Origin of the sequence: Polaribacter sp. BM10 (assembly GCF_002005425.1) — a bacterium.
GTDB lineage: Bacteria > Bacteroidota > Bacteroidia > Flavobacteriales > Flavobacteriaceae > Polaribacter > Polaribacter marinaquae.
In genome coordinates, this window is record NZ_CP019704.1 from 2,601,692 (window position 1) to 2,626,254 (window position 24,563).

Below are 24,563 nucleotides of genomic sequence, written 5' to 3' on the forward strand. Positions count from 1 at the left end.
GTTTGCAGCAATCAACCTCAATTATTTATGAAAAAAATTACTTTAATTTTCTTTTTATGCATTGCATTTTCTTTAAAAGCACAAGTAAAAGGAACTGTTACAGACCAAAAAGGAGATCCGCTATCTTTTGTAAGTGTTTATTTAAACAATACAATTACAGGAACTACAACTAATGAAGAAGGAAACTATCTTTTAAACCTTAAAAAACCCGGAAAGTATACTATAATTTTTCAGTTTATAGGTTTTACAACTTTAAAAAAGGAAGTAACAATTACAAGCTTTCCTTTTCAATTAAATGCCGTTTTAAAAGAAGAAAATGTGCAATTAAATGAAATAGTTATTTCTACAAAAGACAATCCTGCAAATAGAATAATTAGAAACGCTATAAAAAGTAAAGATAAGAATACAGAAAAGTATGCAAATTATACTGCTAAGTTTTACTCTAGAGGTTTGACAAGAATTAAAGATGCGCCAGAAAAATTTTTCGGACAAAGTATGGGCGATTTTGGTGGAGGTTTAGATTCTACAAGAAGCGGAATTATTTATTTATCTGAAACATTTTCTAAGATTTCTTTTCAAAAAAAACCAAAAAAATTTAAAGAAAAAATTGTTGCGTCTAAAGTTTCTGGTCAAGATAATGGTGTAAGTTTTAATAGAGCAGAAGAGTCTAATTTAGATTTATACGAAAATAGTATCGAAATTTTTAACGGTTTAGTTTCTCCTATTTCTACCAATGCTTTTACGTATTATAACTATAAATTGGTAGGAACCTTTTATGATAAAAATCAAAAATTAATAAATAAAATACAACTTTTACCAAAGCGTAAAAACGACCGAGTTTTTGAAGGTTTTATTTATATTGTAGAAGACGATTGGGCATTGTATGGTATAGATGTTACCACAACCGGTGCACAAACTAACATTCCAATTGTAAATACTTTAAAAGTAACTCAAGGGTTTAATTATTCCGAAGAAATAAAAGGTTGGGTTTTAATAAATCAAACATTAGATTTCGATTTAAATTTTCTGGGTTTTAAACCTAGCGGAAAATTCTCTTATACCTATTCTGATTATAATTTTAAACCAAACTTTACAGCAACAACTTTTACAAATGAGGTTTTGTCTTTTGAAGAAAGCGCCACAAAAAAAGATACTTTATTTTGGAATAAGTTAAGACCAATTCCTTTAACATTAGAAGAAGTAACAGATTATAAAGTTAAAGATAGTATTAAGGTGCTAAGAAAATCTAAAAAGTATTTAGATTCTATTGATGCAAAAGGCAATAAATTTGGTTGGCTAGATCCTATAACTGGTTACAGTTTTAATAATACTTTCGAAGATAAATCTTTTTCTTACAATGGCCCTTTGTTAAGAACGGGTTTTAATACAGTGCAAGGTTTTTATACAGGTGTTGGGTTTAATTATTTTAAATCTTTAAATGATACCGGTAAGTGGTGGAGTGCAGGTGTAAATGCTAATTATAGTTTTTCTGAGAAAAAAATAAGGCCATCTGTGTATTTTTCTAAAAAATGGAACAATATTTCTAGACCAAGATTATTTGCAAAAATTGGTATTACAACACCGCAGTTTAACGAGAGAAATCCTATAGCTAGGTTAAACAACTCTTTAAGTTCGTTATTGAGTAATCTTAATTATTTGAAAATTTACGAGAAACAAGCTGCAGAAATTACGTATTCTCAAGAAATTAAAAACGGAATTTACTTTTCTGGAACTTTAGAATATGCAAATAGAAAACCGCTCTTTAATACCACAGATTTTTCTTGGACTTCAAAAGAAGAAAACGGCGGTTATACATCTAATAATCCTTTAAATCGCTCAGGTTTTAATACGGCTCCTTTTGCAGAGCATAAAATTGCAACTTTAGATTTAAGAACACGTTTTGTTTTTGGTCAAAAATTCTTGTCGTATCCAGATAGCAAGCAAAATATAGGAAACAATAAATATCCATCTGTAAGTATTCGATATAGAAAAAGATTTGGAGCTTCTAATTCCGAATTAAATTCTGATTTATTTACAACAAACATTAATCATTTTGTAAATGCAGGTAATTATGGTAATTTTAGATATAATTTAAGGGCAGGAATTTTCTTAAAAAAGAAAAACATTGCTTTTATGGATTATTTACAACCCAACGGAAACGAATTAACATATCCTTTAAAAACCGCAGGAATTAGTAGTTTTGGTTTATTAGATTATTATAAACTGTACTCTAATGATAAATATGCAGAAGCCCATTTAGAACATAATTTTAGAGGAGCAATTTTAGGTAAAATTCCGTTATTAAATAAGCTTAATTTTTACTTGGTAGCAGGTTCTAAAGCAATGGTAATGGAAGATGCAAAACCTTACACAGAATATTCTGTTGGTTTAGATAATTTAGGTTTTGGTAAATGGCGCTTTTTAAGATTAGATTATGTAATGTCTAATTATAATGGCGTATCAGAAAATGGCTTTTTATTTAGATTTAGCCTTTTTAATTAAAAAATATAGATGAAAATAAAAACACTCTTTTTTGGTATTACTTCTGATTTGATAGGAGAAAATCAATTAGACTTTGTCTTAGAAAACAATCTTTCAATCAAAGATTTTAAGCAATTTTTGGTGGAGAAACATCCATCAATAGAAAATATAAATTCTTATGCAATTGCCGTAAATGAAGAATATGCAGAAGACGATTTAATTTTAAAAGAAAATGATGTTGTTGCTATTATTCCGCCAGTTAGCGGAGGTTAGCAATTATCTTAAATATTTTTTATCGACATAAAAAGTTCCAAAAGGAATTACAGAAGCAATTAAAACAATAGCCAATGTTTTATTGTTCCAGTTCATTTCTTTTTTAATAACAATTGCTAAAACAATGTACAACATAAATAAAATTCCGTGTGGCATACCTAACATTTTTACATAAGAAGCATCGCCTTGTAAATACTTAATAGGTGTTGCTATAAAAAGTAAAAGTAAATAAGAAACCCCTTCTAACAAGCTAACAATTCTAAAGACACTTTTCATTTTTTTGAAGTATAAAATATTAGTTTGCAAAGATACATCATGAATTATTATTTTTGCTAAAAGCGTTTAACTTGTTTTAGATTTAAAAAATTATGCAGAGAACTTCAATAAAAATTACATCAGAAAAATTAGATCTAAATGCTTGTTATGCTTTTGTTGAAGACGATTCTTGTGGTGGTATATCTGTTTTTGTAGGTACTGTTAGAAACGATACGGAAGGCAAAGAAGTAAAAAAGTTAGATTTTTCTACGTATAAACCGATGGCGCTAAAAGAAATGCAGAAAATTGCAGATTTAGCACTCGAAAAATTTGATGTAAAAAAAGTAGCTGTTCATCATGCAGAAGGCGAATTACAAATAAGAGATATTCCGGTAATTATTGCGGTATCGTCAAAGCATAGAAAAGCAGCTTTTTTAGCGTGCGAATTTATTATTGATACTTTAAAAGAAACCGTGCCAATTTGGAAAAAAGAACACTTTTCTGATGGCGAAGTTTGGGTGAACGCGCATCCTTAAATCAATAACAATTGATAGCTGTTAATTATTTATGGTTTTTCTACTTTGAAGCCATAAATAAAATTGTAAACCAAACAAAATTGCTCCTGCTAATAAATGCACTGCTTGTGTACCAAAAGGAATTTCTGCATAATACATTAAAATACCAGAAATTACTTCGATAAAAATTAAGGCAACAATCCAATTTACTAATTTATAACCAAGGTTTTTAATTTGGTTTAAGTACAGCATACCGAAGTTTACCAAAACAATTGCAATAGTAAAAGATCTATGAAAGTAAAATTTAAAACTAGGATTCATTAAACTATAATTCTTGTTTTCGAAACCATATAATTTTACTTGCTCATCAATAAATTGTCTTACTTGCGTTCCCATTGCAATTTGAATCAAAGAAAAAATTACAGAAACTATTAGTAGTTTGTTAAAAACGGAATTGTATTTAAAAGTTGTTTTTTTATCAGTAACAATAAAATTTAATTTTAATAAAAGAGCAATAATTATCAAACCAACCACCATATGAATGGTAATAATTGCAGGTGTTAAATTTGTGTCTACTACCGTTTTACCTAACCAAGCTTCAAAAAGCATTAGAAAAAATGCGCCAAAAGCTAACCAAGTAATTCGTTTGTCTTTTTTTCTATTTTTAAAAGCGCTGTATATTAAAAATAGAAAAACGAAACCAGCTAAAACAGATGCAAGTCTATTTATATATTCCGTCCAAGTATGGTATTTGTTAAATTTTGCGTAATCGTGTTTTGTATAGTTTACCCAATTATTAATATTAAAGTCTGTTGCTGTTTGTATGTCTTTTTCTGCAACAAATAAAACTTCGTCTTTAATAATTATAATTCCTTTTTTATAATTGGTGTTTGGTTGCCAAGTAATTTGTTCTTCGGATGTTGGTGGTATATAATAACCAAAACATTTTGGCCAATCAGGACATCCCATTCCAGAACCTGTCATTCTAACAACAGAACCCGCTAAAAATATTAAATAAACAGAAATTATAGCAATTTGTACAATTTTTGGAAACCTATTTTTCATTAGAAAAGTCTTTTTGCAAAGATACTTCAAAAATGGGGTAGCAAAAAGAATTTAAATAGTCTTCTGTTATCTTTAAAAATTCTAAATAACCTTTTTTGATGAAAATTTAATTAAGAGAAAACAGTTGATTTTAAAAACCAAATCTGAAATAAAATTGATAAAAAAAAACTTTTTAAATTACGTTTTAAGAATGTCAATAGTAGCAATGGTTTAGCTAATTTTACTCTTTTAATGGGTTGATTTTTAGTAAAATAAAATAGTGTTAAAATTTAGCGAAAATCATAATTTTTGTCTTTTTGTTAAAAACTTCAAGGGATTTGTGAATAAGTATGACTTTCATTTTGGAACAAAAAAACCAATCTTTGTAGAACTCGTTTTAACAAATAATAATTCTCAAAAATCTCAATAAAAAATGTCTGTATTAGAGCCTATTTTACAACCAAATGACAACCGTTTTGTAATTTTTCCTATCCAACACGATGATTTGTGGGAATGGTATAAGAAACAACAAGCTTGTTTTTGGACGGCAGAGGAAATTGATCTTACAGCAGATCTTGTAGATTGGACATCTAAGTTAACAGACGATGAGCGTTACTTTATAAAGCATATTTTAGCATTTTTTGCTGCATCAGACGGTATTGTAAACGAAAACTTAGCAGAAAACTTTGTAAACGAAGTACAATATTCTGAAGCTAAATTTTTCTATGGTTTTCAAATAATGATGGAAAACATCCATTCTGAAACATATTCTTTATTAATAGATACTTATGTTAAAGATGAAGTAGAAAAAGACAATTTATTTAGAGCTATTGAAGTTTTTCCGGCAATTAAGAAAAAAGCAGATTGGGCATTAAAATGGATAGAATCTGATTCTTTTGCAGAGCGTTTAATTGCTTTTGCAGCAGTAGAAGGTATTTTCTTCTCTGGTGCATTTTGTTCAATTTTTTGGTTAAAGAAAAGAGGTTTATTACCAGGTTTAACATTTTCTAACGAATTAATTTCTAGAGACGAAGGTATGCACTGTGATTTTGCGGTACACTTACACAATAATCACATGGTAAATAGAGTGCCAAAAGAGCGTATTTCAGAAATTATTGTAGACGCATTAAATATAGAACGTGAGTTTATTACAGAATCTTTACCAGTTAGTTTAATTGGTATGAATGCAAAATTAATGACTCAGTACTTAGAGTTTGTTACAGACAGATTGTTATTAGAATTTGGATGAGACAAAGTTTACGATGTAACAAATCCTTTCGATTTTATGGAAATGATTTCTTTAGAAGGAAAAACTAATTTCTTCGAAAAAAGAGTATCAGAATACCAAAAAGCTGGTGTAAAATCTGGTGGAACAGGAAGTATTAGTTTCGATTCTGATTTTTAATTATCAGAATACATAAAATTAACGCCGTTTATTCTTAGGCGTTAATTCATACAAAATAAGAAGTAGTAAAAAGAGTATCCTAAAAAATTGGACGTTTTTGTGGGCTCTAATAATTAATAAAAAAAACCAAATAGAAAAATGTTTGTACTAAAAAGAGACGGTAAAAAAGAGCCGGTGATGTTCGATAAAATCACGGCAAGAGTAAAAAAAATGTGCTACGGTTTAAATAAAATTGTAGATCCGGTAAAAGTTGCAATGCGTGTAATTGAAGGTTTATATGATGGTGTTACAACATCAGAATTAGATAATTTAGCCGCAGAAACTGCCGCTACAATGACAACTGCACACCCAGATTATGCAAAATTAGCTGCAAGAATTGCTGTTTCTAATTTACATAAAAACACTAAAAAATCATTCTCTGAAACAATGGATGATTTGTATACTTATGTAAATCCTCGTACAAACAAAAAAGCGCCATTATTGGCAGATGAGGTATATAATATCATTAAAGAAAATGCAGAAAAATTAGATTCTACTATTATTTACAATAGAGATTTTAATTATGATTATTTTGGTTTTAAAACATTAGAACGTTCATATTTATTAAAATTGAACGGTCAAATAGCAGAACGTCCACAACACATGTTAATGCGTGTTTCTATTGGTATTCATAAAAATGATATTGATGAAGCAATTGCTACTTATGAGTTAATGAGTAAAAAATATTTTACACACGCTACACCAACTCTTTTTAACGCAGGTACACCAAAACCACAAATGTCTTCTTGTTTCTTATTACAAATGCAAGATGATAGTATCGAAGGTATTTACGATACATTAAAACAAACTGCAAAAATATCTCAATCTGCTGGTGGTATTGGTTTGTCTTTGCATAATATTAGAGCTACAGGTTCTTATATTGCTGGTACAAACGGTACATCAAACGGTATTGTGCCAATGTTAAAGGTTTTTAATGATACTGCTCGTTATGTAGATCAAGGTGGTGGTAAGCGTAAAGGATCTTTTGCAATGTATCTAGAGCCTTGGCATGCAGATATTTTCGACTTTTTAGATTTAAAGAAAAACCATGGTAAAGAAGAAATGCGTGCTAGAGATTTATTCTATGCAATGTGGATTTCTGATTTATTTATGAAACGTGTAGAGCAAGATGCAGATTGGACGTTAATGTGTCCTCATGAATGTCCGCATTTATACGATACTTATGATGAAGAATTCGAGCGTTTATACACAAGTTACGAGGCAGCTGGTAAAGGTAGAAAAACGATAAAGGCACGTGAGCTTTGGGAGAAGATATTAGAATCTCAAATCGAAACAGGTACGCCATATATGTTGTACAAAGATGCAGCAAACAGAAAATCGAATCAGAAAAATTTAGGTACAATTCGTTCTTCGAACTTATGTACAGAAATTATGGAGTACACAGCAGAAGATGAGGTTGCAGTTTGTAACTTAGCTTCTATTGCTTTGCCAATGTTTATTTCTGAAAGAGAAGGCGGAGAAAAATACTTTAATCATAAAAAATTATACGACGTAACTAAAAAAGTAACACGTAATTTAGATACAGTAATAGATGCTAATTTTTATCCTGTTATAGAGGCAGAAAATTCTAATTTTAGACACAGACCAGTTGGTTTAGGTATACAAGGTTTAGCAGATGCATTTATACAATTGCGTTTACCTTTTACAAGTGATGAAGCCAAAAAGCTAAATCAAGATATTTTTGAAACGATGTATTTTGCAGCTGTAACTTCTTCTATGGAAATTGCAAAAGCAAAAGAACCTTACTCTACTTTCGAAGGTTCTCCAATGTCTAAAGGAGAATTTCAGTTTAACATGTGGGGAATTAAAGATGATGAGTTAAGCGGAAACTGGGATTGGGCTAAGTTGCGTAAACAAGTAATGAAACACGGTGTAAGAAACTCTTTATTAGTTGCGCCAATGCCAACCGCATCTACTTCTCAAATATTAGGAAACAATGAAGCTTTTGAGCCTTATACATCTAACATTTATACAAGAAGAGTATTATCTGGTGAGTTTATTGTTGTAAACAAACATTTATTAGAAGACTTAGTAGAATTAGGTTTATGGGATAATGATATGAAAGAAAGTATAATGCGTGCAAACGGTTCTATACAACATATCGAAGAAATTCCTGCAGAATTAAGAGAGTTGTATAAAACTGTTTGGGAAATGAGTATGAAAGATATTATCGATATGGCACGCCATAGAGGATACTTTATCGATCAATCTCAATCGCTAAACTTATTCTTAAAAGATCCAGACTATGGTAAATTAACTTCTATGCATTTCTATGCTTGGAAATCTGGCTTAAAAACAGGAATGTACTACTTAAGAACAAAATCTGCGGTAAATGCAATTCAGTTTACAGTTTCTAAAGAAAAGAAAGCACAAGTTATAGAAGAAGAAAAACCAATGAGCGCTGCAGAATTTAAAGCAATGGTAGATGCTTCTAAAAACGGAGCACCAGACGACGATTGCTTAATGTGTGGTTCTTAATTTTGTCTACAACAATAGAATTTTGAACTTGTTTTAGAATCTTAATAATTTAATATTGATAAAAAGAGAAGTAGAAATGCTTCTCTTTTTTATTTTCTAATCTATGGAATTAAAATATTACATCATCTTAGGGATATTTTCAGCTTTAGTTATCATATTAAAAAATCAAAATGACGATGATTCTGTAAAAATTGAAAAGAAAAAAGTTGTTAGAGAAAAATCGAGGATAATGTTACAAAAATTTAAAAATTCTGAAGATATAAACCATCCTATTTCTTATGTCATTATAAAACTTTTAGAGAATTATCATGTTCACGAGAACCCTGGCAAAGTGCTTACAAATAAAGAAATAGCTGGCATAGAAGATAAATTGAATTTAAGACTTCCAAAATCCTATAAAATTTTTCTCAAATATTTTGGAGATGGAGGAGATTGGATTTTTACGCAAAATATAGATAGTATACAAAAAGGAGGTTTTTATAAAACATATGATTATCACAATCAACTCAAGAAATCTGTTTATTTAGAAGCCGAAAAAATTAAAACAACTACTTTACTCACGCTAATGGTTGAAGATTCTAATGGAGGTGCATGGTGTTGGTTAACTCATGAAGATAAAAAAGATAATGAATGGGCAATTGCTTATTTTATGGAAGGTAAACTCTATTATAGAGTTGAAAATTTTATAGAATGGCTCAATGTTGTTGCATCTAACAATGAGGTTATAAGATTTTATGATAAGGAGGAAAAGTTAGGTTTAGGGTAAAGATTTTGTATTTTCGAAGAAATTTTAAAATGAAAAAAGCTTTTTTATTATTGGCTATAGTTTTAATCTCTTTTTCTTGTAAAAAAGATAAAGAGGTAAATACGCAGAAACTTAGTAAAGAAACTTCAGAAACATTTATCAATTTTGATAAATATACTTTTAATACAGCAGATAATACTAGAGAAAAAATAACCTTATCTAAAAAAACTTCTTATATTTTAGATTTTTGGTATTTAGAATGTGAGCCGTGTGTAAAACAACATAAAGAAATTAAAGAATATCAAGATATACTTGCTAAAAATAATACAAAAGTTATAGGTGTTTCTATTGATAGAAGTCAGAAAAATTGGAGAAATTATTTAAAAAAACATCAATATAACTGGCAAAATTACAATCAGTTTCAAGAAGAAAATGATTTAAAATACGACTTAAATATTAAATTTTTTCCAAGATATTATTATGTCAATGATAAAGGATTTATTTTGCGAAAATTTAATTCTTTCAAGCAAGTAATCAATTATTTAAAAATAAAAAAATAGCCCTAAAATAATAGTAAAATGAACTGGGAACAACTCCTTTCTTTAAAACGCTTTGGCGATACTCAAAAAAGACCAAGAATTGCACAAGATGAAACACGATTAGGTTTTGATGTAGATTTTGACAGAATTATTTTTTCATCTGCATTTAGAAGTTTACAAGACAAAACACAAGTAATTCCGTTATCTGAAACAGACTTTGTACACACGCGTTTAACGCATAGTTTAGAGGTTTCTGTAGTAGGTAGAACACTTGGTAGAAGAGTTGGTAAAGCGTTGTTAGAACGTCATCCTAACTTGGTAGATTTGGGTTATACGTTTAACGATTTTGGAGCAATAACTGCCGCAGCGTCTGTTATGCACGATATCGGGAATCCGCCATTTGGTCATTCAGGAGAAAAAGCAATTGGCGAGTATTTTAAAACGGGTAAAGGTGTAAAATATAAAAATGAGCTAACTGATAAAGAATATCAAGATTTAATTGATTTTGAAGGAAATGCAAACGGATTTAAAATTTTAACCGAATCTAGAAAAGGAATTTCTGGTGGTTTAAGATTAAGTTATGCAACCTTGGGTGCGTTTTTAAAATATCCTAAAGAAAGTCTCCCTAAAAAGCCAACTAATCATATTGTAGATAAAAAATATGGCTTTTTTCAATCAGAAAAAGAAGCATTTTTAGATGTAGTAAAAGATTTAGGAATGCTCGAAAAAAAATCTGAAGGAATTTCTTTTTATAGACATCCTTTAGCTTATTTAGTTGAAGCTGCAGATGATATTTGCTACACAATTATAGATTTTGAAGACGGAATAAATCTTGGTTTAATAGACGAAGAATTTGCTTTAGAATACATGATTAAATTGGTAAAAGATACAATCGATATCAAAAAGTATCATTCTTTACAACATAAAACTGATAGAGTTAGTTATTTAAGAGCTTTAGCAATTGGTGTTTTAATTAATGAAGCAGTAACAATCTTTTTGGACAACGAAGAAGCAATTTTAAATGGAACTTTCGAAAAATCTTTACTAGACAAGTGTAAGTTTGAGGCTCAAATTAACGACATAATTAAGATAAGTGTTTCTAAAATATATAAAAGCACAGAAGTTGTAGAAAAAGAAGTTGCTGGTTATAGAATTATTGCAGATTTATTAGATGTTTTCGTAACAGCATTAAATAATAAGTTTGAAGGTTGTTCATCAAATTTTGACAACTTGGTTTTAAATTTATTACCAGAAGAATACAAAACAGAAACATCAAACTTATATGATAGAATAATGCAGATTTGTAGTTATGTTTCAAGAATATCAGATAGTTATGCCATACGAATGCATAAAAAATTAACCGGTAATATTATATAAAGTTATTAATAATCATTAAATTAGATGCCTTTGTTAAAACAAGTTTAAGTATGAATAAAAAATCAACTTTTTCTATTATTACAATAATTGGGTTACTAATTTTTGTTTTTTACACAAGTATCTCAGAAATAACTTTTGAAAAAAAAAAGAAGGAGTATGTTGAATACTTAGCAAATCATCCTTATACTAAAAGAACTCCTCTAACAAAAGAAGAGATTAAGGCAATGCCAAAAAAAGACCGACCAGATTTAGCGTTTGAGCAAGACTTTTTAAGAACTATGGATCCTAATACTAAAAAGTTACATCAAGATAGATTGGTAAAGGCTTTAAAATATGGTAAAAAGGTTAAACAAGAAGCTAGTTCTAAATCTGCAACAACTTTTAACTGGGAGTCTAGAGGTCCAAAAACAGTAGCAGGAAGAGTTAGAGCAATGATGTTTGACCCTAATGATACCGAAAGTAAGCGTGTGTTTGCAGGTGGTGTAAGCGGTGGAATTTGGAAAAACGAAGATATTACAGATGAAAATTCACCTTGGACTATGGTGAATTCTGATATGACGAATTTTGCTATTTCTGCAATGGTTTATGATCCTGTTCAGAATAATACATTTTATGTTGGTACCGGAGAAGGTTGGGGAAATGCAGATGCTGTAAATGGTGCAGGAATCTGGAAAACTTTAGACGGTGGTTTAACTTGGAGTAATTTATCATCAACTACTAATTTTGAATATGTTTATGATATAATTGTTAGAAATGAGAATGGAATAGGTGTTGTTTATGCAGCAATGAAAGATCAAGAAAATATTTTTTCTGAGGATACAGATTTATTTAGATCTGTAGATGGAGGAAATACATGGTCCAAAGTTTCTACAGAGCCAATTAGAGATTTAGAATTGGCATCAGATAATAAGATTTGGGCAGGTTCTGCATCAGGATCTATATTTTCATCATCAAACGGTGTAGTATTTACATCTAATTACAGCTCTTCTTTACCTTCTGCAGGAAGGGTTGAGTTAGCTACAGCAAAATCAAATTCTAATGTAATATATGCTCTAATTGCATCAAGAATAGAAAATTCAAATAGTCCCGATACTTTTGTAACAGGTTTAGGGGAAATTGTAAAAAGTATAGATGCAGGAGTAACTTTTACAAACTTAGATGAACCATCAGATAGTAGAGATTCTTCGGTACCAAATGATGATTTTACAAGAGGACAAGCTTGGTATGACTTAATTATTGAAGTAAACCCAACAAATCAAAATGAAGTTTATGTTGGTGGAATTAATACATTCAAAAGTACAAATGGTGGAGTCTTATGGTCTAAAACCTCTAGTTGGGACAGTCGTTTTGACAATTCTGTAAGCTATGTGCATGCAGATATTCATAATATTGTTTTTAGACCAAGTAATAATCAATTACTAATAGCTACAGATGGAGGCGTTTTTTATTCTCCTGATAACTCTAAGAATGTTAATCAAAATTCAATATTTCCAAGAAATCTTAATTTAAATATAACTCAATTTTATTCTGCAGCTATAGATCCTGTTAATTTAAATGGTTTTATGGGAGGAGCGCAAGATAATGGTACAGTTTATTTATATGAACCCGGTATTAGTAATACTTTAGAGGTGTTAGGAGGAGATGGAGGTTTTAGTTTTATAGATCAAACGGCAACAAATGCAACAGAAAGTATTTATTATATAGCTTCTACACAATTTAATGTAAGTTATCTGTATGATTCTTCATTTCCTGCCACAGACTATATAACTTTAGTTAATAATAGAGATTCTGGTAATTTTATAAATGCATCAGACTATGATGATGAAAATAATATCTTTTATTCTTTTAATGATAAGAATGAAATTACAAGAGTTATTTTAAAAGATGATTTTGAAAACCAAGGTTTTAGAGATAATTTTAATGGTGTTCAAGATATAATTTCAACACCTCTTTTTGGGAATTCTGATGTAACACATATTAGGGTTTCTCCATACAATGTAGCTGCTAGAAAAGTATTTTTTGGTACAGTTACTGGTAGGCTTTTAATTTTTGATAGTACAGACGAAAGTTTTCAGATAATTAATGAACCATCTAATGTGTTTGGAGCAATTTCTTGTATTGAACTTGGTGCTTCGGATGATGAAATTTTACTAACATATTCTAATTACGGAGTAAAAAGTGTTTGGTACACTACTGATGGTGGAGATAACTGGACAGATGTTGAAGGTAATCTGCCAGATATTCCTGTAAGATGGTCTTTATTTAATCCTTTAGATAGAAAAGAGGTTTTATTAGCTACTGAAGCAGGAATATGGAAAACAAGCGATGTAACCGCAGAAACAGTTGTTTGGGAACCTGCATCTTCTGGAATGGGAAATGTTAGAGTAGATATGCTACAGTATAGAGCATCAGATAACTTAATCTTAGCAGCTACTCATGGTAGAGGAATGTTTACTTCAAATTTTGTAGACAGTACTGCTTTTGTTACGAGTGTGGTATCTGGTGAAAAATTATTTACGGTTTACCCTACAGTTTCAAAAGGAGATATTACAGTATTTGCTAAAAACACTTTAGGTAAAGTGAAAATGAATATTTTTGATACTGCCGGAAGACAAGTTTATAGTTCTAGTTTAGATTTTAGTGTCAATGAAAAACAACCAATTTCATTAAATATTAATTCAGGAATTTATATTGTAAATTTAGTAGATAAGAACAATAACAAATCTTCGAGAAAAATTATAATAGAATAATTTTATAAAGTTTATAATTCAAAAAACGGCACTAATTTTAGTGCCGTTTTTTATGCTTTATTAAATCTAGAAATTAAACTATCAATATCTAAATTAAGTGTTTGTTGTAGTTTTGTTACACTACCATGTTCAATAAAATCATCTGGTATACCAAGTATTTCTACTTTATTTTGATACCCATTTTCTGCCATAAATTCTAAAATAGCAGTTCCAAAACCTCCTTTTACTGTTCCATCTTCGATAGTATAAATATTCCGATGCGTTTTAGCTATTTTATGCAAACTATTTTCATCTAATGGTTTAACAAATCGCATATCAAAATGAGAAAAATCAGAAGGAGAATCTACCGATTTTAAAGCTTCAGAAATATTTTTAGCAATTGTGCCAACAGACAAAATAGCCGTTTTATTTCCCTTTTGTAAACAAATACTTTTAGCAATTGTAATTTTTTCGAAAGGTTGTTTCCAGTCAATAATATTACCAGTTCCTCTAGGGTAACGAATTGCAATTGGTTTTTGTAATCCTAACTGAGCGGTATATAAAATATTTCTTAATTCAATTTCGTTTCTTGGTGCAAAAATAATTAGATTCGGAATTAAACGTAGATAAGCTAAATCGAAAACACCGTGATGCGTTGCGCCATCTTCACCAACTAAACCAGCTCTATCTAAGCAAAAAATAACCGGTAAATTTTGCAAAGCTACGTCATGTATTACTTGGTCGTAAGCACGTTGCAAAAATGTAGAATAGATATTACAATATGGTATTAAATTTTGAGTTGCCATACCTGCAGCCAATGTAACTGCGTGTTGTTCTGCAATACCAACATCAAAAGTTCTGTTAGGGTGTTTTTCTAACATTAACTTTAAAGAGCTACCCGTTAACATGGCAGGTGTAATACCAACAATTCGTGAATTTTTATCTGCTAGCTCTACAACCGTTTGTCCAAATACATCTTGATATTTGGTATATAAGCTTTTTTCCTTTTTAATTCTTTCTCCAGAAATTTTATCAAATTTTCCAGGCGCATGGTACGTTACCTGGTCTTCTTCGGCTTTTTTTAAACCTTTTCCTTTTGTGGTAATAACATGTAAAAATTTTGGACCTTTAACAGATTTCAAGCGCTCTAATTCCTTTAAAATCTTAGGTAAATCGTGACCATCAATCGGTCCAGAATAATTGAAGTTTAAAGCTTTAATGATATTATTTTGAGCCGCTAATTTTTTATCACTTTTTACTTTTGTTAAGTATTCTTTTAAAGCCCCAACAGCAGGATCAATACCAATTGCATTATCGTTTAATATGATTAATAAGTTAGCATTAGAAACACCAGCGTGGTTTAAAGCTTCAAAAGCCATTCCGCTAGCAATAGAAGCATCGCCAATTACGGCAATATGATGTCTTTCTGTTTCATTTTTTAAGTTGGATGCTATTGCCATTCCCAAAGCAGCAGAAATGGACGTAGAAGAATGCCCAACACCAAAAGTATCAAATTCACTCTCTTTTATAGTAGGAAAACCAGCAATTCCACCAAATTGTCTATTCGTGTGAAATACTTCTTTTCTTCCGGTTAAAATCTTATGACCATATGCTTGATGCCCAACATCCCAAACTAATAAATCGTTTGGAGTTTCAAATAAATAATGCAAAGCAATAGTTAATTCTACAACGCCTAAACTAGCACCAAGATGTCCTTCTTTTGTAGCAACAATATCAATAATAAACGCTCTTAATTCTTTTGCAAGTTGCGGTAACTGATTTGGATTTAATTTGCGTAAATCTTTTGGGTTTGATATGTTGTCTAACAAATTTGTCATGAGAATGCAAAAATACAATTTAACTTTTTGTAATATTGATTTTTATATTTCAAAAAATGATACAACCTTTCGACGATGTTTATTTTATGAAGAAAGCCTTACAAGAAGCAGAATTTGCTTTTGATAAAGGTGAAGTTCCTGTTGGTGCAATTGTTGTTTTTAAAAATCAAATAATTGCAAGAGCGCATAATTTAACAGAAACGTTAAACGATGTAACAGCACACGCAGAAATGCAAGCATTTACAGCTGCCTCAGATTTTATAGGTGGAAAATACTTAAAAGATTGTGTATTATATGTTACGCTAGAACCTTGCCAAATGTGTGCAGGAGCTAGTTATTGGGCTCAATTAGGAAAGATTGTTTACGGTGCATCAGAACCCGAAAGAGGTTTTAGAAATTTAGGAACAAAATTGCATCCAAAGACAGAAATTGTAGCAGGAATTTTAGAGAATGATTGTGCACAGATTTTAAAACGATTTTTTATTCAGAAACGTAATTTGAATTAATTTTATGATGCAGAAATATGATGTAGTTGTAATTGGTGGTGGTCCGGCAGGAGGGCAAGTTGCAAGAAATTTAGCCAAAAAAGGACATAAAATTTTATTAGTAGAACGTTTTCCTTCTTTTTTAGATAATAATTTTTCTAGCGCTGGTATGACATTAGCGCCTTTAAAAGAATTTGATTTACCAAACAAAGTTATTGGGGCTTATTGGAAAAATATTACCATTCAGTGTACAAAAAACAGTTATTTCTGGAAAGGAAATACAAACAAAGGTGTTGTTTTAGATTACGGAAAATTAAAACAATTTTTAGCTGATGATGCAAAGAGTTTTGGCGGAGAAGTTTTAACAGGCTATAAATACATCAGTAAAAAAGTAAATGAAAAATCTGTAATTGTTTCTTTACAAAAAGCGAAGTCTACAGAAATTATAGAGATAGAAAGTAAATTAGTTGTAGATGCTACAGGGCCACTTAGAAAGGTAATGTACGATGATAAAGAAGTGCAACCAACAATGAATTTAGGTAGTGGTACAGAATATTTAATAGAAGTTGCGCCAGAAATTTATGAGAAATACAAAGATCAATTGGTCTTTTTTTTAGGACATAAATGGGCAATTAAAGGATATTCTTGGATTTTTCCGATGGAGCAAAATATCTTAAAAGTTGGTGCAGGAAAAACACATTTAAAATCTCTTAATCAAGAAAATACAGACAAAACTACTAAGAAAATTACCGAACATATTATTAAAGAATATTTAAAGTGTGATACTTATAAATTATTAGATGTTCATGGTGGCATATTAAGATACTCTGAAGGTTTAAAAGATAAATTCTACAATAATAAAGTAGTTGCGGTGGGCGATTCTGTTTCTGCAATAAACCCAAGAGGTGGTGAAGGAATTAGATATGCAATGCAAAGTGCAGATTTAGCATGTGTTTATATTGATGAATATTTGGTAAAAGGCACAACAAACTTTGATAATTATCGAAAAAAATGGCGTAGAAGAAAACTCTTTAAATGGCGTTTAAGTGAAGTTTCTAGTCAAAGAATGTACAGTAAGTATACAGATATTCAGATAGAAAATAGGGTACAATTTTTTCATGAAAACTTTAGTACAGACGTTTTAATAGACAGTTTATTTAACTTTAAATACAACCAAGTTGTTTTACGATTTTTTCAATTAATTCGATTAAAAATAGAATTCGCTTTTAAAAAAGATCGTTTTTAATATATTTTTGTTAAATATTTTATAAAAAAATCTTAAAAATTTGCGAGATAGTTTGTTTTAGAGAACTTTACAAGAACTAATTAAATTCTCTTACAGATGAAAAACATTCTATTCTTATTCTTGTCATTATTTGCTACAATAGCAATAACTGCACAAGAAACCCCTGAACCAAATTATAGAGCAGCAGCAAAATATTCGCCAAAAAACTTAGCGAAAATGGTGCATTCTACAACTGTTAGTCCGCATTGGTTAAAAAAAGGGAACCGTTTTTGGTATTCTTACAAAACATCAGAAGGCTCTAATTATTACTTAGTAGATGCAGATAAAAAGTCGAAGCAACTACTTTTCGATAATGTTAAAATGGCAAAATGGTTAACAGAAATTACTAAAGACCCATACGATGCAAAACACTTACCTCGTTTTAGTTTTAAATTTAACGAAGCAGAAAATGCAATTCGTTTTAGAGTAAAATCTACAGAAGAAGTTGCCGTTGTCGAAGATAAAAAAGAAGAAAAGAAAGATTCTACATCGAGTAAAAAGGCCAAAAATAAAAAGCCTAAAATGGAGAAGAAAACTTATTATTTAGAATATAAGTTAGGCGGAAACGGTTTGACAATAATCAATACTAAAAAGGAAGAAAAAAAGCCTTGGTTAAGATGGGCAAATGTAGCACCAGATAGTTCTATCGTTTTATATTCTAAAAATTACAATTTGTACTGGATGGATAAAGTTAACTTTAAAAAGTTTATTAAAGATGAAAAAGATAGTACGGTTGTAGAAAATCAATGGACTAAAGACGGAGAAGAAAACTACGGATACGGCGGCGGTTCTAGAGAAGATAATGTAGATAAAGAAAAAAACAAAGACAAGCGTAAAGGTGTTTGGGGAACTTGGTCTCACGATTCTAAAAAGTTTGTATTTCAAAAATCTGACTCTAGACATATTAAAGATTTATGGGTAATTAATTCTACAGGTAAAAAAAGACCAACTTTAGAAACCTATAAATACCACATGCCAGGAGAACAAGAATATTATAAATCTGAATTATTAATTTTTGATATTCCTTCAAAATCTCACATAAAAGTTCCTTTAGACACAGTACGTCAACAAAGTATTTCTGTGTTTAGAGCACCTAGAAAACAATCTAGTAGAGATGATGATTTTAGACCTTCTTTGCTTTTATCAAAAAAAGGGAAAATATATTTTAGTGTAATTTCTAGAGATCGCAAAAAGTATGATATTAATGTTGCAGATCTTAATACAGGTGAATATAAAACGTTAATAGAAGAACGTTTTAATACATACATCGAGTCTCGTCCGTTAATTTTGTTAAACAATGAAAAAGAAATGTTACATTGGGCAGAACGTGATGGTTGGGCACATTTTTACTTATATGATTCTGACGGAAACTTAAAAAACCAAGTTACAGAAGGAGATTACCATGTAGATGGTTTTGCAGGTTTAGATGAAAAAACAAGAACACTTTATTTTACTGCAAATGGTGTTAATAAAAAACAAGATCCTTATTATTTGCATACTTATAAAATTAATTTAAACGGGTCTGGAATGAAAACATTAGATGCTGGTGACTTTACAGCAACTACTTCTATGGCAGATTCTAATAAGTATTTTGTGAGTAATTATTCGAGGGTAAATACAGTACCAAAATCTGAACTTAGAGACGCAAACGGGCGTAAAGTTATGGATTTAGAAACGGCAGATTTATCACAATTATTTGCATCTGGTTACAAATTTCCAGAACCGTTTAAAGTAAAAGCAGATGACGGAATTACAGATATTTACGGAGTAATGTACAAGCCTTTTGATATGGATTCTACAAAAGTATATCCGTTATTAGAATATGTGTATCCTGGTCCGCAAACAGAAGCTGTAAACAAATCTTTTTCTTACAGAATGGATCGTTTAGATAGAATGGCGCAAGTTGGTTTTGTGGTAATTACTTTAGGAAACAGAGGTGGTCATCCAGATAGATCTAAATGGTATCACAATTATGGTTACGGAAATTTACGTGATTATGGTTTGGCTGATAAAAAATATGTTGCACAGCAACTGGCTAACAAACACAAGTTTATCGATATCGAAAAAGTAGGAATTTACGGTCATTCTGGTGGTGGTTTTATGTCTACAGCAGCAATGTTAGTATATCCAGATTTCTTTAAAGCGGCAGTTTCATCTGCCGGAAATCACGATAATAATGTGTATAATTCTTGGTGGAGTGAAACGCATCATGGTGTAAAAGAAGAAATAGATGCAAAAGGAAAAATTTCTCATAAATACAAAATTGATGATAATCAATCTTTAGCAAAAAATCTAAAAGGACATTTAATGTTGATTCATGGTGATATGGATAATAACGTAAATCCGGCAGGAACGATAAGAATGGCAAACGAATTAATTAAGGCAAACAAACGTTTTAAATTTATGATTATGCCAGGACAAAGACATGGTTTTGGTAGTATGACAGAGTACTCTTTCTGGCTAAGAGCAGATCATTTTAGTAAGTATTTGTTAGGCAAAGAAGCTACTGATACAGATATTTTATTTATGAATTTAAATAAACCAATGAATAGGTAATCTATCTATTAAATAGATTTGTAATAATAACAAAAAACTCCGAATCTTCATTCGGAGTTTTTTTATGTTTAATTTTTAATTAATCTTCTACATATTCTAAAATATCTGCAGGTTGGCAATCTAAAGCTTTACAAATTGCCTCTAATGTAGAAAAACGAATTGCCTTTGCTTTACCCGATTTTAAAACAGATAAGTTTGCAGTTGTAATGCCAATAATTTCTGCCAATTCTTTGCTTCGCATTTTACGTTTGGCAAGCATTACATCTAAGTTTACGATAATTGCCATATTATATTGTTAAATCGTTTTCTTGTTGAATTTGATTTGCTTTAGAAAGTAAACCACTAAAGACAAATAAGCCCAAGGCAATAATAATTAATGTAAGGTCAAATTCATATTGAGGTGATATGCTTAAAAAAACATCACTTTGTACAGTGTTTTTAAAACTTGCATGATCATAATATAAACTAAATAAGAAACTAAAAACCAAATTAAGGATTTGCCAAATAATAATTAAACTTGCAATTTTGTTTATAATTTTCACCAATCCTAAGCTAAATTTGAGTGATGTTTTCAATAGTTGAAAAAGCGTTTTTAAATAGTAAAGTATTAGAATTATTATTATAAATGATAAATAGAATTTTAGGTTAAAAAGAGTAGATAGTTGCCAGTTTTTTGTGTCAATTTTTAAATTTGTTTTTCCTGAAATCGTGGAAACTTTTGTTGATACATTTTCATTATAACCTCCGTCAAATTGTATTTTTTTGCCAAAAAATTCTACATCTTTAGAGTTTTCAAAAATACTGTCTAATTTTTCTTTTGTAAACTTACTTTTTCCAAGAAAATCAGGATTTACAAAATTTAACCTATCATCAGAATATCTGCTAAAAACCTGATTATCTATAGTGTTACCTAAACTGTCTTTTGTGTAATCTGTAAACCTTTCACCTTGATTAAAAGATAAACTAAAATTTACAGGAATTTGCTTATTTGAAATATTGATAGTGGAATTTTTTGAAGTTTGTAAAATTCCGTTTCCTGTATAAAGAGTAAATGCTAAGGCTACAAAGGAGATTACAATCATCATCCAAAAACTCATTGTAAAAAGAAGATGTAAAAATGTAGTAATTCTTTTTTTCTGAAAAACACTGTAGATTAAGAACCCTAAAATACAAAATATTATTATTAATACAGTTGTTTGAAATATAGTTAACATAATTATATTGTTAAATCGTTTTCTTCTTTAATCATTACTCCTTTTTTAAAAACATCAGACAAAAAGTACATCAAATAGCCCAATATTACAAAAACAACCAATTCAGTTGACATTAAGTCAATAACTGGAATACCACCCATTATACAAAACAAAAGAGCAATATCGATTATAAAGGTTCCGAAGGCGAATATGAAAAATGATTTCCCTGCTTTTAAAAATGAGTTACTTATTTCATTTTTAAAAATGGTATTATTTTCAAATAATTTAATCGACTCTTTAAGTTGATATAATCCTAATAATATAAAACAGAAAATAAACATGTATGCTATTGCGAAAATTAAGTAAGTAATTATAGAGACTTCTGCATTGGTATTTGTTAAAGTTATTTTCGAAAAAAAAGGTGCTTCTGGTAAGCTCCATTTTTTTACCAACTGAAGTGTCCATTTAAAGTATTCTACAAGTCTTAAAACGGCAAAAATTATTCCAATATAATAAATTGTTTCAAAGGCTTTGAATCCTTTTTTTGATTTTTCAGATACTGTATTGTTTTCCATAATAATTATATTTTTATATAGCAAATATATAAAAATTATCGAAAAACAATAATAAAGTACTAAAAAAGAGTAATTTTATTATTTTAGGATAAAAAAAAATCAGAAGTTTAAACGTCTGATTTTTCTAAAATTTTTTAAATGAATTGGTTCTTAATCTCTAGACATAAATATTTGTAAAACGTACCAAAATAATAACATTAAAGAAGCAAATAAACCTAAAGAAGCTGGTATATAATCTTCTGTACCAAATTTGTGTATTAAGTTAGATGTTTGGTATAAGATAGAGCCGCCAGCTAAAACACACATTCCAACAGAAAACCATAAACCTAAATTAAAACCGAATAACGAACCTGCAACAATTAAACCTAAAGCTATAAAAAAGCCAATTGTTAAACCTGTTCTTAGAAAAGAAAAGTCTTTTTTAGTTAGAAAAACAACTGCAGAAATACCTGCAAATAAAGCTAAAGTAACTAAAGCAGCTTGTTGTATTAAATCTTCACTTTCTGTGTAGTAAATGGCAATTGCCAATAATGGCACAAAAATAATTGCCTGTGCAAATACATACAAAGCATAAGCCATGTATTGTATGTTTTTATCTGCAGTTTTTAAAACTGTGCTTTCTGCATAATTTGTAATCAGCATAAAACCACCCAACATTATTAACCAGCGCCAACCTTGTGTCATAGACATCATAAAGGTTACAATAGCATCGCTTTGTAATAGTAAATATTCAAATAAAACAAATAAAAGTACGCCACCAGCAACGTGTGCATATGTTTTTTTGTAGAATTCTACTCGATCTAAATCGGTAGCATTAATTAACATCGTTTTGTTTTCAAACGTATTTTCCATAGTAATATAATTTTTTAAAAAATAAAGATATTCTTTTTTAAGCTGAAGTAAAAAAGAGAGAGAAGAAATTTATACTTTCTTTATAACATTGGTTACAATTCCCCAGATAACGAAGTCGTTATCTTCTGTAATGTTTATAATTGGGTAATTAGGGTTTTCTGGTTGTAACCAAACTTCGTTTTTTTCTACACGTAAACGTTTTACGGTAAATTCGCCATCTAAAAAGCAAACCGCAATTTTGTTATTGGCAGGTTCTAAACTTCTATCGATTACTAATAAATCGTTATCATCTAAACCAGCATCAATCATAGATTGCCCTTTTACTTTAGCAAAAAAAGTAGCGTCTTTGTTTTGTATTAGTTCATCATCTAAAGAAATTCTAGTTTCTCTAAAGTCGTCTGCAGGCGAAGGAAAACCGGCAGAAATGCCAACATCAACCAAAACAGCTCCGTCTCCAGAAGAAGCCTTTGGCGTAAAAAAAGTAAGATTTTTAGATGTTGTCATAATACTTTGCAAATTAAAACATTTCTTTAAATTTTAAAGAGTTTATTTTACAATTAAAACTTCGTTAATATTTGTGGTAAATTTTTTAGACAATCGGTTTTGTTTCATTTTCCAGGTTCTGTTTAAATCTTGATTGCCAAGTTTAATTTTATCGCCTTTAAATTTCTTATTTAAATTGTCTATTGCAGACATTAGTGGTTTGTGTTTCGGGTTTTCATGACTAAATAAATTTAGCTGAAAATTATCGTTAGGGACCAAGCCAGAAATAATTACGCCAGCTTTTTTATAGTTAACATCCTTCTTAAAAATAGTTTTTACCGCGGCAATTGCTGCAGATGAAATTGTTAACGTAGAATCTGTTGGATAAGATAAAAAAACCGTTTTATTTTCTTTTAAATACACTTGATTTTTATCGAAACGATTGCTTCTAAGAAATACTGTTATTACATGACAATTCGATTTTTGTTCACGTAATTTTTTAGCACAACTCGATGCAAAAGTAGAAATACGTTCGGTAATATTTTCTAGATCTGCATATGTGTTTTCGAAACTTCTTGTGGTAGCAATCATCTTTTTAGAAGTAACAGCATCTTCTAAAGGTATTTTAGAAATGCCTTGTAAATCTTTTTGCAAACGCCATTCTACAATAGAAAAATTTTTTAAAACCCAATCGCTTGGTAGTTGTGTAAAATCGTAAGCAGTTTCACAACCTTTTGCTTGCAAACGCTTTTTTAAGCGACTTCCAATTCCCCAAACATTGCCAATTTTAGTCCATTTTAACGCTTTAATTCTGTTTTCTTCAGAATCGATAATACAAATGCCTTTAGATTGTTTTAAGTTAGAACGCGCAATTTTATTGGCAACTTTGCTAAGGGCTTTTGTTGGCGCAATACCTACACAAGTAGGTATTCCTGTCCATTTTAAAATTTTACTTCGCATTTTGGTTGCGTAGTTAGACAAATCGTAATTGTCAAAACCCTTTAATTCTAAAAAAGACTCATCAATAGAATACACTTCTATATCCGGAGAAAAACCCGCCAAAATATTCATAACACGCGTACTCATGTCTCCGTATAACGGATAATTAGAAGACAAAACAGTAATATTATTACTTTTACAAAATTGTTCCCATTTAAAAATTGGTGCACCAAAAGGTAGTTGCAATTTCTTGGCTTCATCGCTCATAGAAATAACACAACCATCATTATTGCTTAAAATAGCAACTGGTTTTCCTTGTAAATTTGGGTTAAAAACGCGTTCACAAGAAGCATAAAAATTATTACAATCTATTAGCGCAAACATGTTACAAAATTATAAAAAAAATAGGCTGAAATTAAGATTGTTAATATCTTAATCTGTTAAAAAACGATTGTA

Annotated in this window: 20 protein-coding genes and 1 pseudogene; 12 read left to right on the plus strand and 9 right to left on the minus strand. The window is 29.8% G+C overall.

The window, feature by feature from the left end:
- The first annotated feature begins 27 nt into the window (after positions 1-27).
- Complete coding sequence (locus BXQ17_RS11565) at positions 28-2,502, plus strand: DUF5686 and carboxypeptidase regulatory-like domain-containing protein (RefSeq protein WP_077810805.1); 2,475 nt, start codon at positions 28-30, stop codon at positions 2,500-2,502.
- 9 nt (positions 2,503-2,511) lie between these two features.
- Complete coding sequence (locus BXQ17_RS11570; protein WP_077810806.1) at positions 2,512-2,754, plus strand: MoaD/ThiS family protein; 243 nt, start codon at positions 2,512-2,514, stop codon at positions 2,752-2,754.
- Positions 2,755-2,757: 3 nt separating this feature from the next.
- Here the strand turns inward: BXQ17_RS11570 and BXQ17_RS11575 are convergent, their stop codons facing one another.
- A complete protein-coding gene (locus BXQ17_RS11575) occupies positions 2,758-3,030 on the minus strand; it encodes a DUF3817 domain-containing protein (RefSeq protein WP_077810807.1) in 273 nt (90 codons plus the stop codon).
- Between the two features lie 92 nt (positions 3,031-3,122).
- Here BXQ17_RS11575 and BXQ17_RS11580 point away from each other — a divergent pair, with 92 nt between their 5' ends.
- On the plus strand, positions 3,123-3,545 hold the full coding sequence (locus BXQ17_RS11580) for a molybdenum cofactor biosynthesis protein MoaE (protein ID WP_077810808.1): 423 nt from the start codon (positions 3,123-3,125) through the stop codon (positions 3,543-3,545).
- 21 nt (positions 3,546-3,566) lie between these two features.
- On the opposite strand, the gene BXQ17_RS11585 is transcribed toward BXQ17_RS11580, so the two are convergent.
- Positions 3,567-4,589, minus strand: coding sequence for a heme A synthase (locus BXQ17_RS11585; protein WP_077810809.1), 1,023 nt, complete (start codon positions 4,587-4,589; stop codon positions 3,567-3,569).
- 412 nt (positions 4,590-5,001) lie between these two features.
- On the opposite strand from BXQ17_RS11585, the pseudogene BXQ17_RS11590 reads away from it, so the two are divergent.
- The 6 genes and pseudogenes from BXQ17_RS11590 (at position 5,002) to BXQ17_RS11615 (ending at position 13,922) form a co-directional block, all read left to right on the plus strand.
- Positions 5,002-5,973: pseudogene (locus BXQ17_RS11590) on the plus strand (ribonucleotide-diphosphate reductase subunit beta).
- A 138-nt stretch (positions 5,974-6,111) separates the two neighbouring features.
- Positions 6,112-8,511 (plus strand): ribonucleoside-diphosphate reductase subunit alpha, encoded by a 2,400-nt coding sequence (locus BXQ17_RS11595; RefSeq protein ID WP_077810810.1) that lies wholly within the window; start codon positions 6,112-6,114, stop codon positions 8,509-8,511.
- A gap of 103 nt (positions 8,512-8,614) precedes the next feature.
- Positions 8,615-9,277, plus strand: a complete 663-nt coding sequence (locus BXQ17_RS11600) for an SMI1/KNR4 family protein (RefSeq protein ID WP_077810811.1) — start codon at positions 8,615-8,617, stop codon at positions 9,275-9,277.
- 29 nt (positions 9,278-9,306) lie between these two features.
- Positions 9,307-9,816 carry a TlpA disulfide reductase family protein gene (locus BXQ17_RS11605; RefSeq protein ID WP_077810812.1) on the plus strand — a complete coding sequence of 170 codons (510 nt, stop codon included), beginning with the start codon at positions 9,307-9,309 and terminating at the stop codon, positions 9,814-9,816.
- Positions 9,817-9,834: 18 nt separating this feature from the next.
- Complete coding sequence (locus BXQ17_RS11610; protein ID WP_077810813.1) at positions 9,835-11,172, plus strand: deoxyguanosinetriphosphate triphosphohydrolase; 1,338 nt, start codon at positions 9,835-9,837, stop codon at positions 11,170-11,172.
- 50 nt (positions 11,173-11,222) lie between these two features.
- Positions 11,223-13,922, plus strand: a complete 2,700-nt coding sequence (locus tag BXQ17_RS11615; RefSeq protein ID WP_077810814.1) for a T9SS type A sorting domain-containing protein — start codon at positions 11,223-11,225, stop codon at positions 13,920-13,922.
- Positions 13,923-13,972: 50 nt separating this feature from the next.
- Here BXQ17_RS11615 and BXQ17_RS11620 read toward each other — a convergent pair whose 3' ends face one another.
- Positions 13,973-15,739 carry a 1-deoxy-D-xylulose-5-phosphate synthase gene (locus tag BXQ17_RS11620; protein ID WP_077810815.1) on the minus strand — a complete coding sequence of 589 codons (1,767 nt, stop codon included), beginning with the start codon at positions 15,737-15,739 and terminating at the stop codon, positions 13,973-13,975.
- Positions 15,740-15,795: 56 nt separating this feature from the next.
- Here BXQ17_RS11620 and BXQ17_RS11625 point away from each other — a divergent pair, with 56 nt between their 5' ends.
- The 3 genes from BXQ17_RS11625 (at position 15,796) to BXQ17_RS11635 (ending at position 20,065) form a co-directional block, all read left to right on the plus strand.
- Positions 15,796-16,245: a nucleoside deaminase gene (locus tag BXQ17_RS11625; RefSeq protein WP_077810816.1), complete on the plus strand. Its 450-nt coding sequence runs from the start codon at positions 15,796-15,798 to the stop codon at positions 16,243-16,245.
- A gap of 4 nt (positions 16,246-16,249) precedes the next feature.
- Positions 16,250-17,470: an NAD(P)/FAD-dependent oxidoreductase gene (locus tag BXQ17_RS11630; RefSeq protein WP_077810817.1), complete on the plus strand. Its 1,221-nt coding sequence runs from the start codon at positions 16,250-16,252 to the stop codon at positions 17,468-17,470.
- Between the two features lie 96 nt (positions 17,471-17,566).
- Complete coding sequence (locus BXQ17_RS11635) at positions 17,567-20,065, plus strand: DPP IV N-terminal domain-containing protein (RefSeq protein WP_077810818.1); 2,499 nt, start codon at positions 17,567-17,569, stop codon at positions 20,063-20,065.
- A 79-nt stretch (positions 20,066-20,144) separates the two neighbouring features.
- On the opposite strand, the gene BXQ17_RS11640 is transcribed toward BXQ17_RS11635, so the two are convergent.
- The 6 genes from BXQ17_RS11640 to BXQ17_RS11665 all read right to left on the minus strand — a co-directional run bounded on the left by BXQ17_RS11640 (position 20,145) and on the right by BXQ17_RS11665 (position 24,491).
- The gene (locus tag BXQ17_RS11640; RefSeq protein WP_077810819.1) at positions 20,145-20,351 is read right to left on the minus strand and encodes a helix-turn-helix transcriptional regulator; all 207 of its coding nucleotides are present in this window, start codon (positions 20,349-20,351) and stop codon (positions 20,145-20,147) included.
- Between the two features lies 1 nt (position 20,352).
- Entirely contained in the window at positions 20,353-21,279 is a 927-nt protein-coding gene (locus BXQ17_RS11645; RefSeq protein ID WP_077810820.1) for a DUF2975 domain-containing protein, read from the minus strand.
- A 2-nt stretch (positions 21,280-21,281) separates the two neighbouring features.
- The gene (locus tag BXQ17_RS11650) at positions 21,282-21,833 is read right to left on the minus strand and encodes a DUF2975 domain-containing protein (protein ID WP_077810821.1); all 552 of its coding nucleotides are present in this window, start codon (positions 21,831-21,833) and stop codon (positions 21,282-21,284) included.
- 150 nt (positions 21,834-21,983) lie between these two features.
- The gene (locus tag BXQ17_RS11655; protein ID WP_077810822.1) at positions 21,984-22,685 is read right to left on the minus strand and encodes a Bax inhibitor-1 family protein; all 702 of its coding nucleotides are present in this window, start codon (positions 22,683-22,685) and stop codon (positions 21,984-21,986) included.
- A gap of 69 nt (positions 22,686-22,754) precedes the next feature.
- Positions 22,755-23,189: a LexA family transcriptional regulator gene (locus tag BXQ17_RS11660; protein WP_077810823.1), complete on the minus strand. Its 435-nt coding sequence runs from the start codon at positions 23,187-23,189 to the stop codon at positions 22,755-22,757.
- 42 nt (positions 23,190-23,231) lie between these two features.
- Positions 23,232-24,491 (minus strand): Y-family DNA polymerase, encoded by a 1,260-nt coding sequence (locus BXQ17_RS11665; protein WP_077810824.1) that lies wholly within the window; start codon positions 24,489-24,491, stop codon positions 23,232-23,234.
- Positions 24,492-24,563: the final 72 nt, after the last annotated feature.

Bases quoted from the DNA above. Each gene is read 5' to 3' on its own strand.
- BXQ17_RS11565 (WP_077810805.1), top strand. From the start codon at position 28: ATGAAAAAAATTACTTTAATTTTCTTTTTATGCATTGCATTTTCTTTA.
- BXQ17_RS11570 (WP_077810806.1), top strand. From the start codon at position 2,512: ATGAAAATAAAAACACTCTTTTTTGGTATTACTTCTGATTTGATAGGA.
- BXQ17_RS11575 (WP_077810807.1), bottom strand. From the start codon at position 3,030: ATGAAAAGTGTCTTTAGAATTGTTAGCTTGTTAGAAGGGGTTTCTTAT.
- BXQ17_RS11580 (WP_077810808.1), top strand. From the start codon at position 3,123: ATGCAGAGAACTTCAATAAAAATTACATCAGAAAAATTAGATCTAAAT.
- BXQ17_RS11585 (WP_077810809.1), bottom strand. From the start codon at position 4,589: ATGAAAAATAGGTTTCCAAAAATTGTACAAATTGCTATAATTTCTGTT.
- BXQ17_RS11595 (WP_077810810.1), top strand. From the start codon at position 6,112: ATGTTTGTACTAAAAAGAGACGGTAAAAAAGAGCCGGTGATGTTCGAT.
- BXQ17_RS11600 (WP_077810811.1), top strand. From the start codon at position 8,615: ATGGAATTAAAATATTACATCATCTTAGGGATATTTTCAGCTTTAGTT.
- BXQ17_RS11605 (WP_077810812.1), top strand. From the start codon at position 9,307: ATGAAAAAAGCTTTTTTATTATTGGCTATAGTTTTAATCTCTTTTTCT.
- BXQ17_RS11610 (WP_077810813.1), top strand. From the start codon at position 9,835: ATGAACTGGGAACAACTCCTTTCTTTAAAACGCTTTGGCGATACTCAA.
- BXQ17_RS11615 (WP_077810814.1), top strand. From the start codon at position 11,223: ATGAATAAAAAATCAACTTTTTCTATTATTACAATAATTGGGTTACTA.
- BXQ17_RS11620 (WP_077810815.1), bottom strand. From the start codon at position 15,739: ATGACAAATTTGTTAGACAACATATCAAACCCAAAAGATTTACGCAAA.
- BXQ17_RS11625 (WP_077810816.1), top strand. From the start codon at position 15,796: ATGATACAACCTTTCGACGATGTTTATTTTATGAAGAAAGCCTTACAA.
- BXQ17_RS11630 (WP_077810817.1), top strand. From the start codon at position 16,250: ATGATGCAGAAATATGATGTAGTTGTAATTGGTGGTGGTCCGGCAGGA.
- BXQ17_RS11635 (WP_077810818.1), top strand. From the start codon at position 17,567: ATGAAAAACATTCTATTCTTATTCTTGTCATTATTTGCTACAATAGCA.
- BXQ17_RS11640 (WP_077810819.1), bottom strand. From the start codon at position 20,351: ATGGCAATTATCGTAAACTTAGATGTAATGCTTGCCAAACGTAAAATG.
- BXQ17_RS11645 (WP_077810820.1), bottom strand. From the start codon at position 21,279: ATGTTAACTATATTTCAAACAACTGTATTAATAATAATATTTTGTATT.
- BXQ17_RS11650 (WP_077810821.1), bottom strand. From the start codon at position 21,833: ATGGAAAACAATACAGTATCTGAAAAATCAAAAAAAGGATTCAAAGCC.
- BXQ17_RS11655 (WP_077810822.1), bottom strand. From the start codon at position 22,685: ATGGAAAATACGTTTGAAAACAAAACGATGTTAATTAATGCTACCGAT.
- BXQ17_RS11660 (WP_077810823.1), bottom strand. From the start codon at position 23,189: ATGACAACATCTAAAAATCTTACTTTTTTTACGCCAAAGGCTTCTTCT.
- BXQ17_RS11665 (WP_077810824.1), bottom strand. From the start codon at position 24,491: ATGTTTGCGCTAATAGATTGTAATAATTTTTATGCTTCTTGTGAACGC.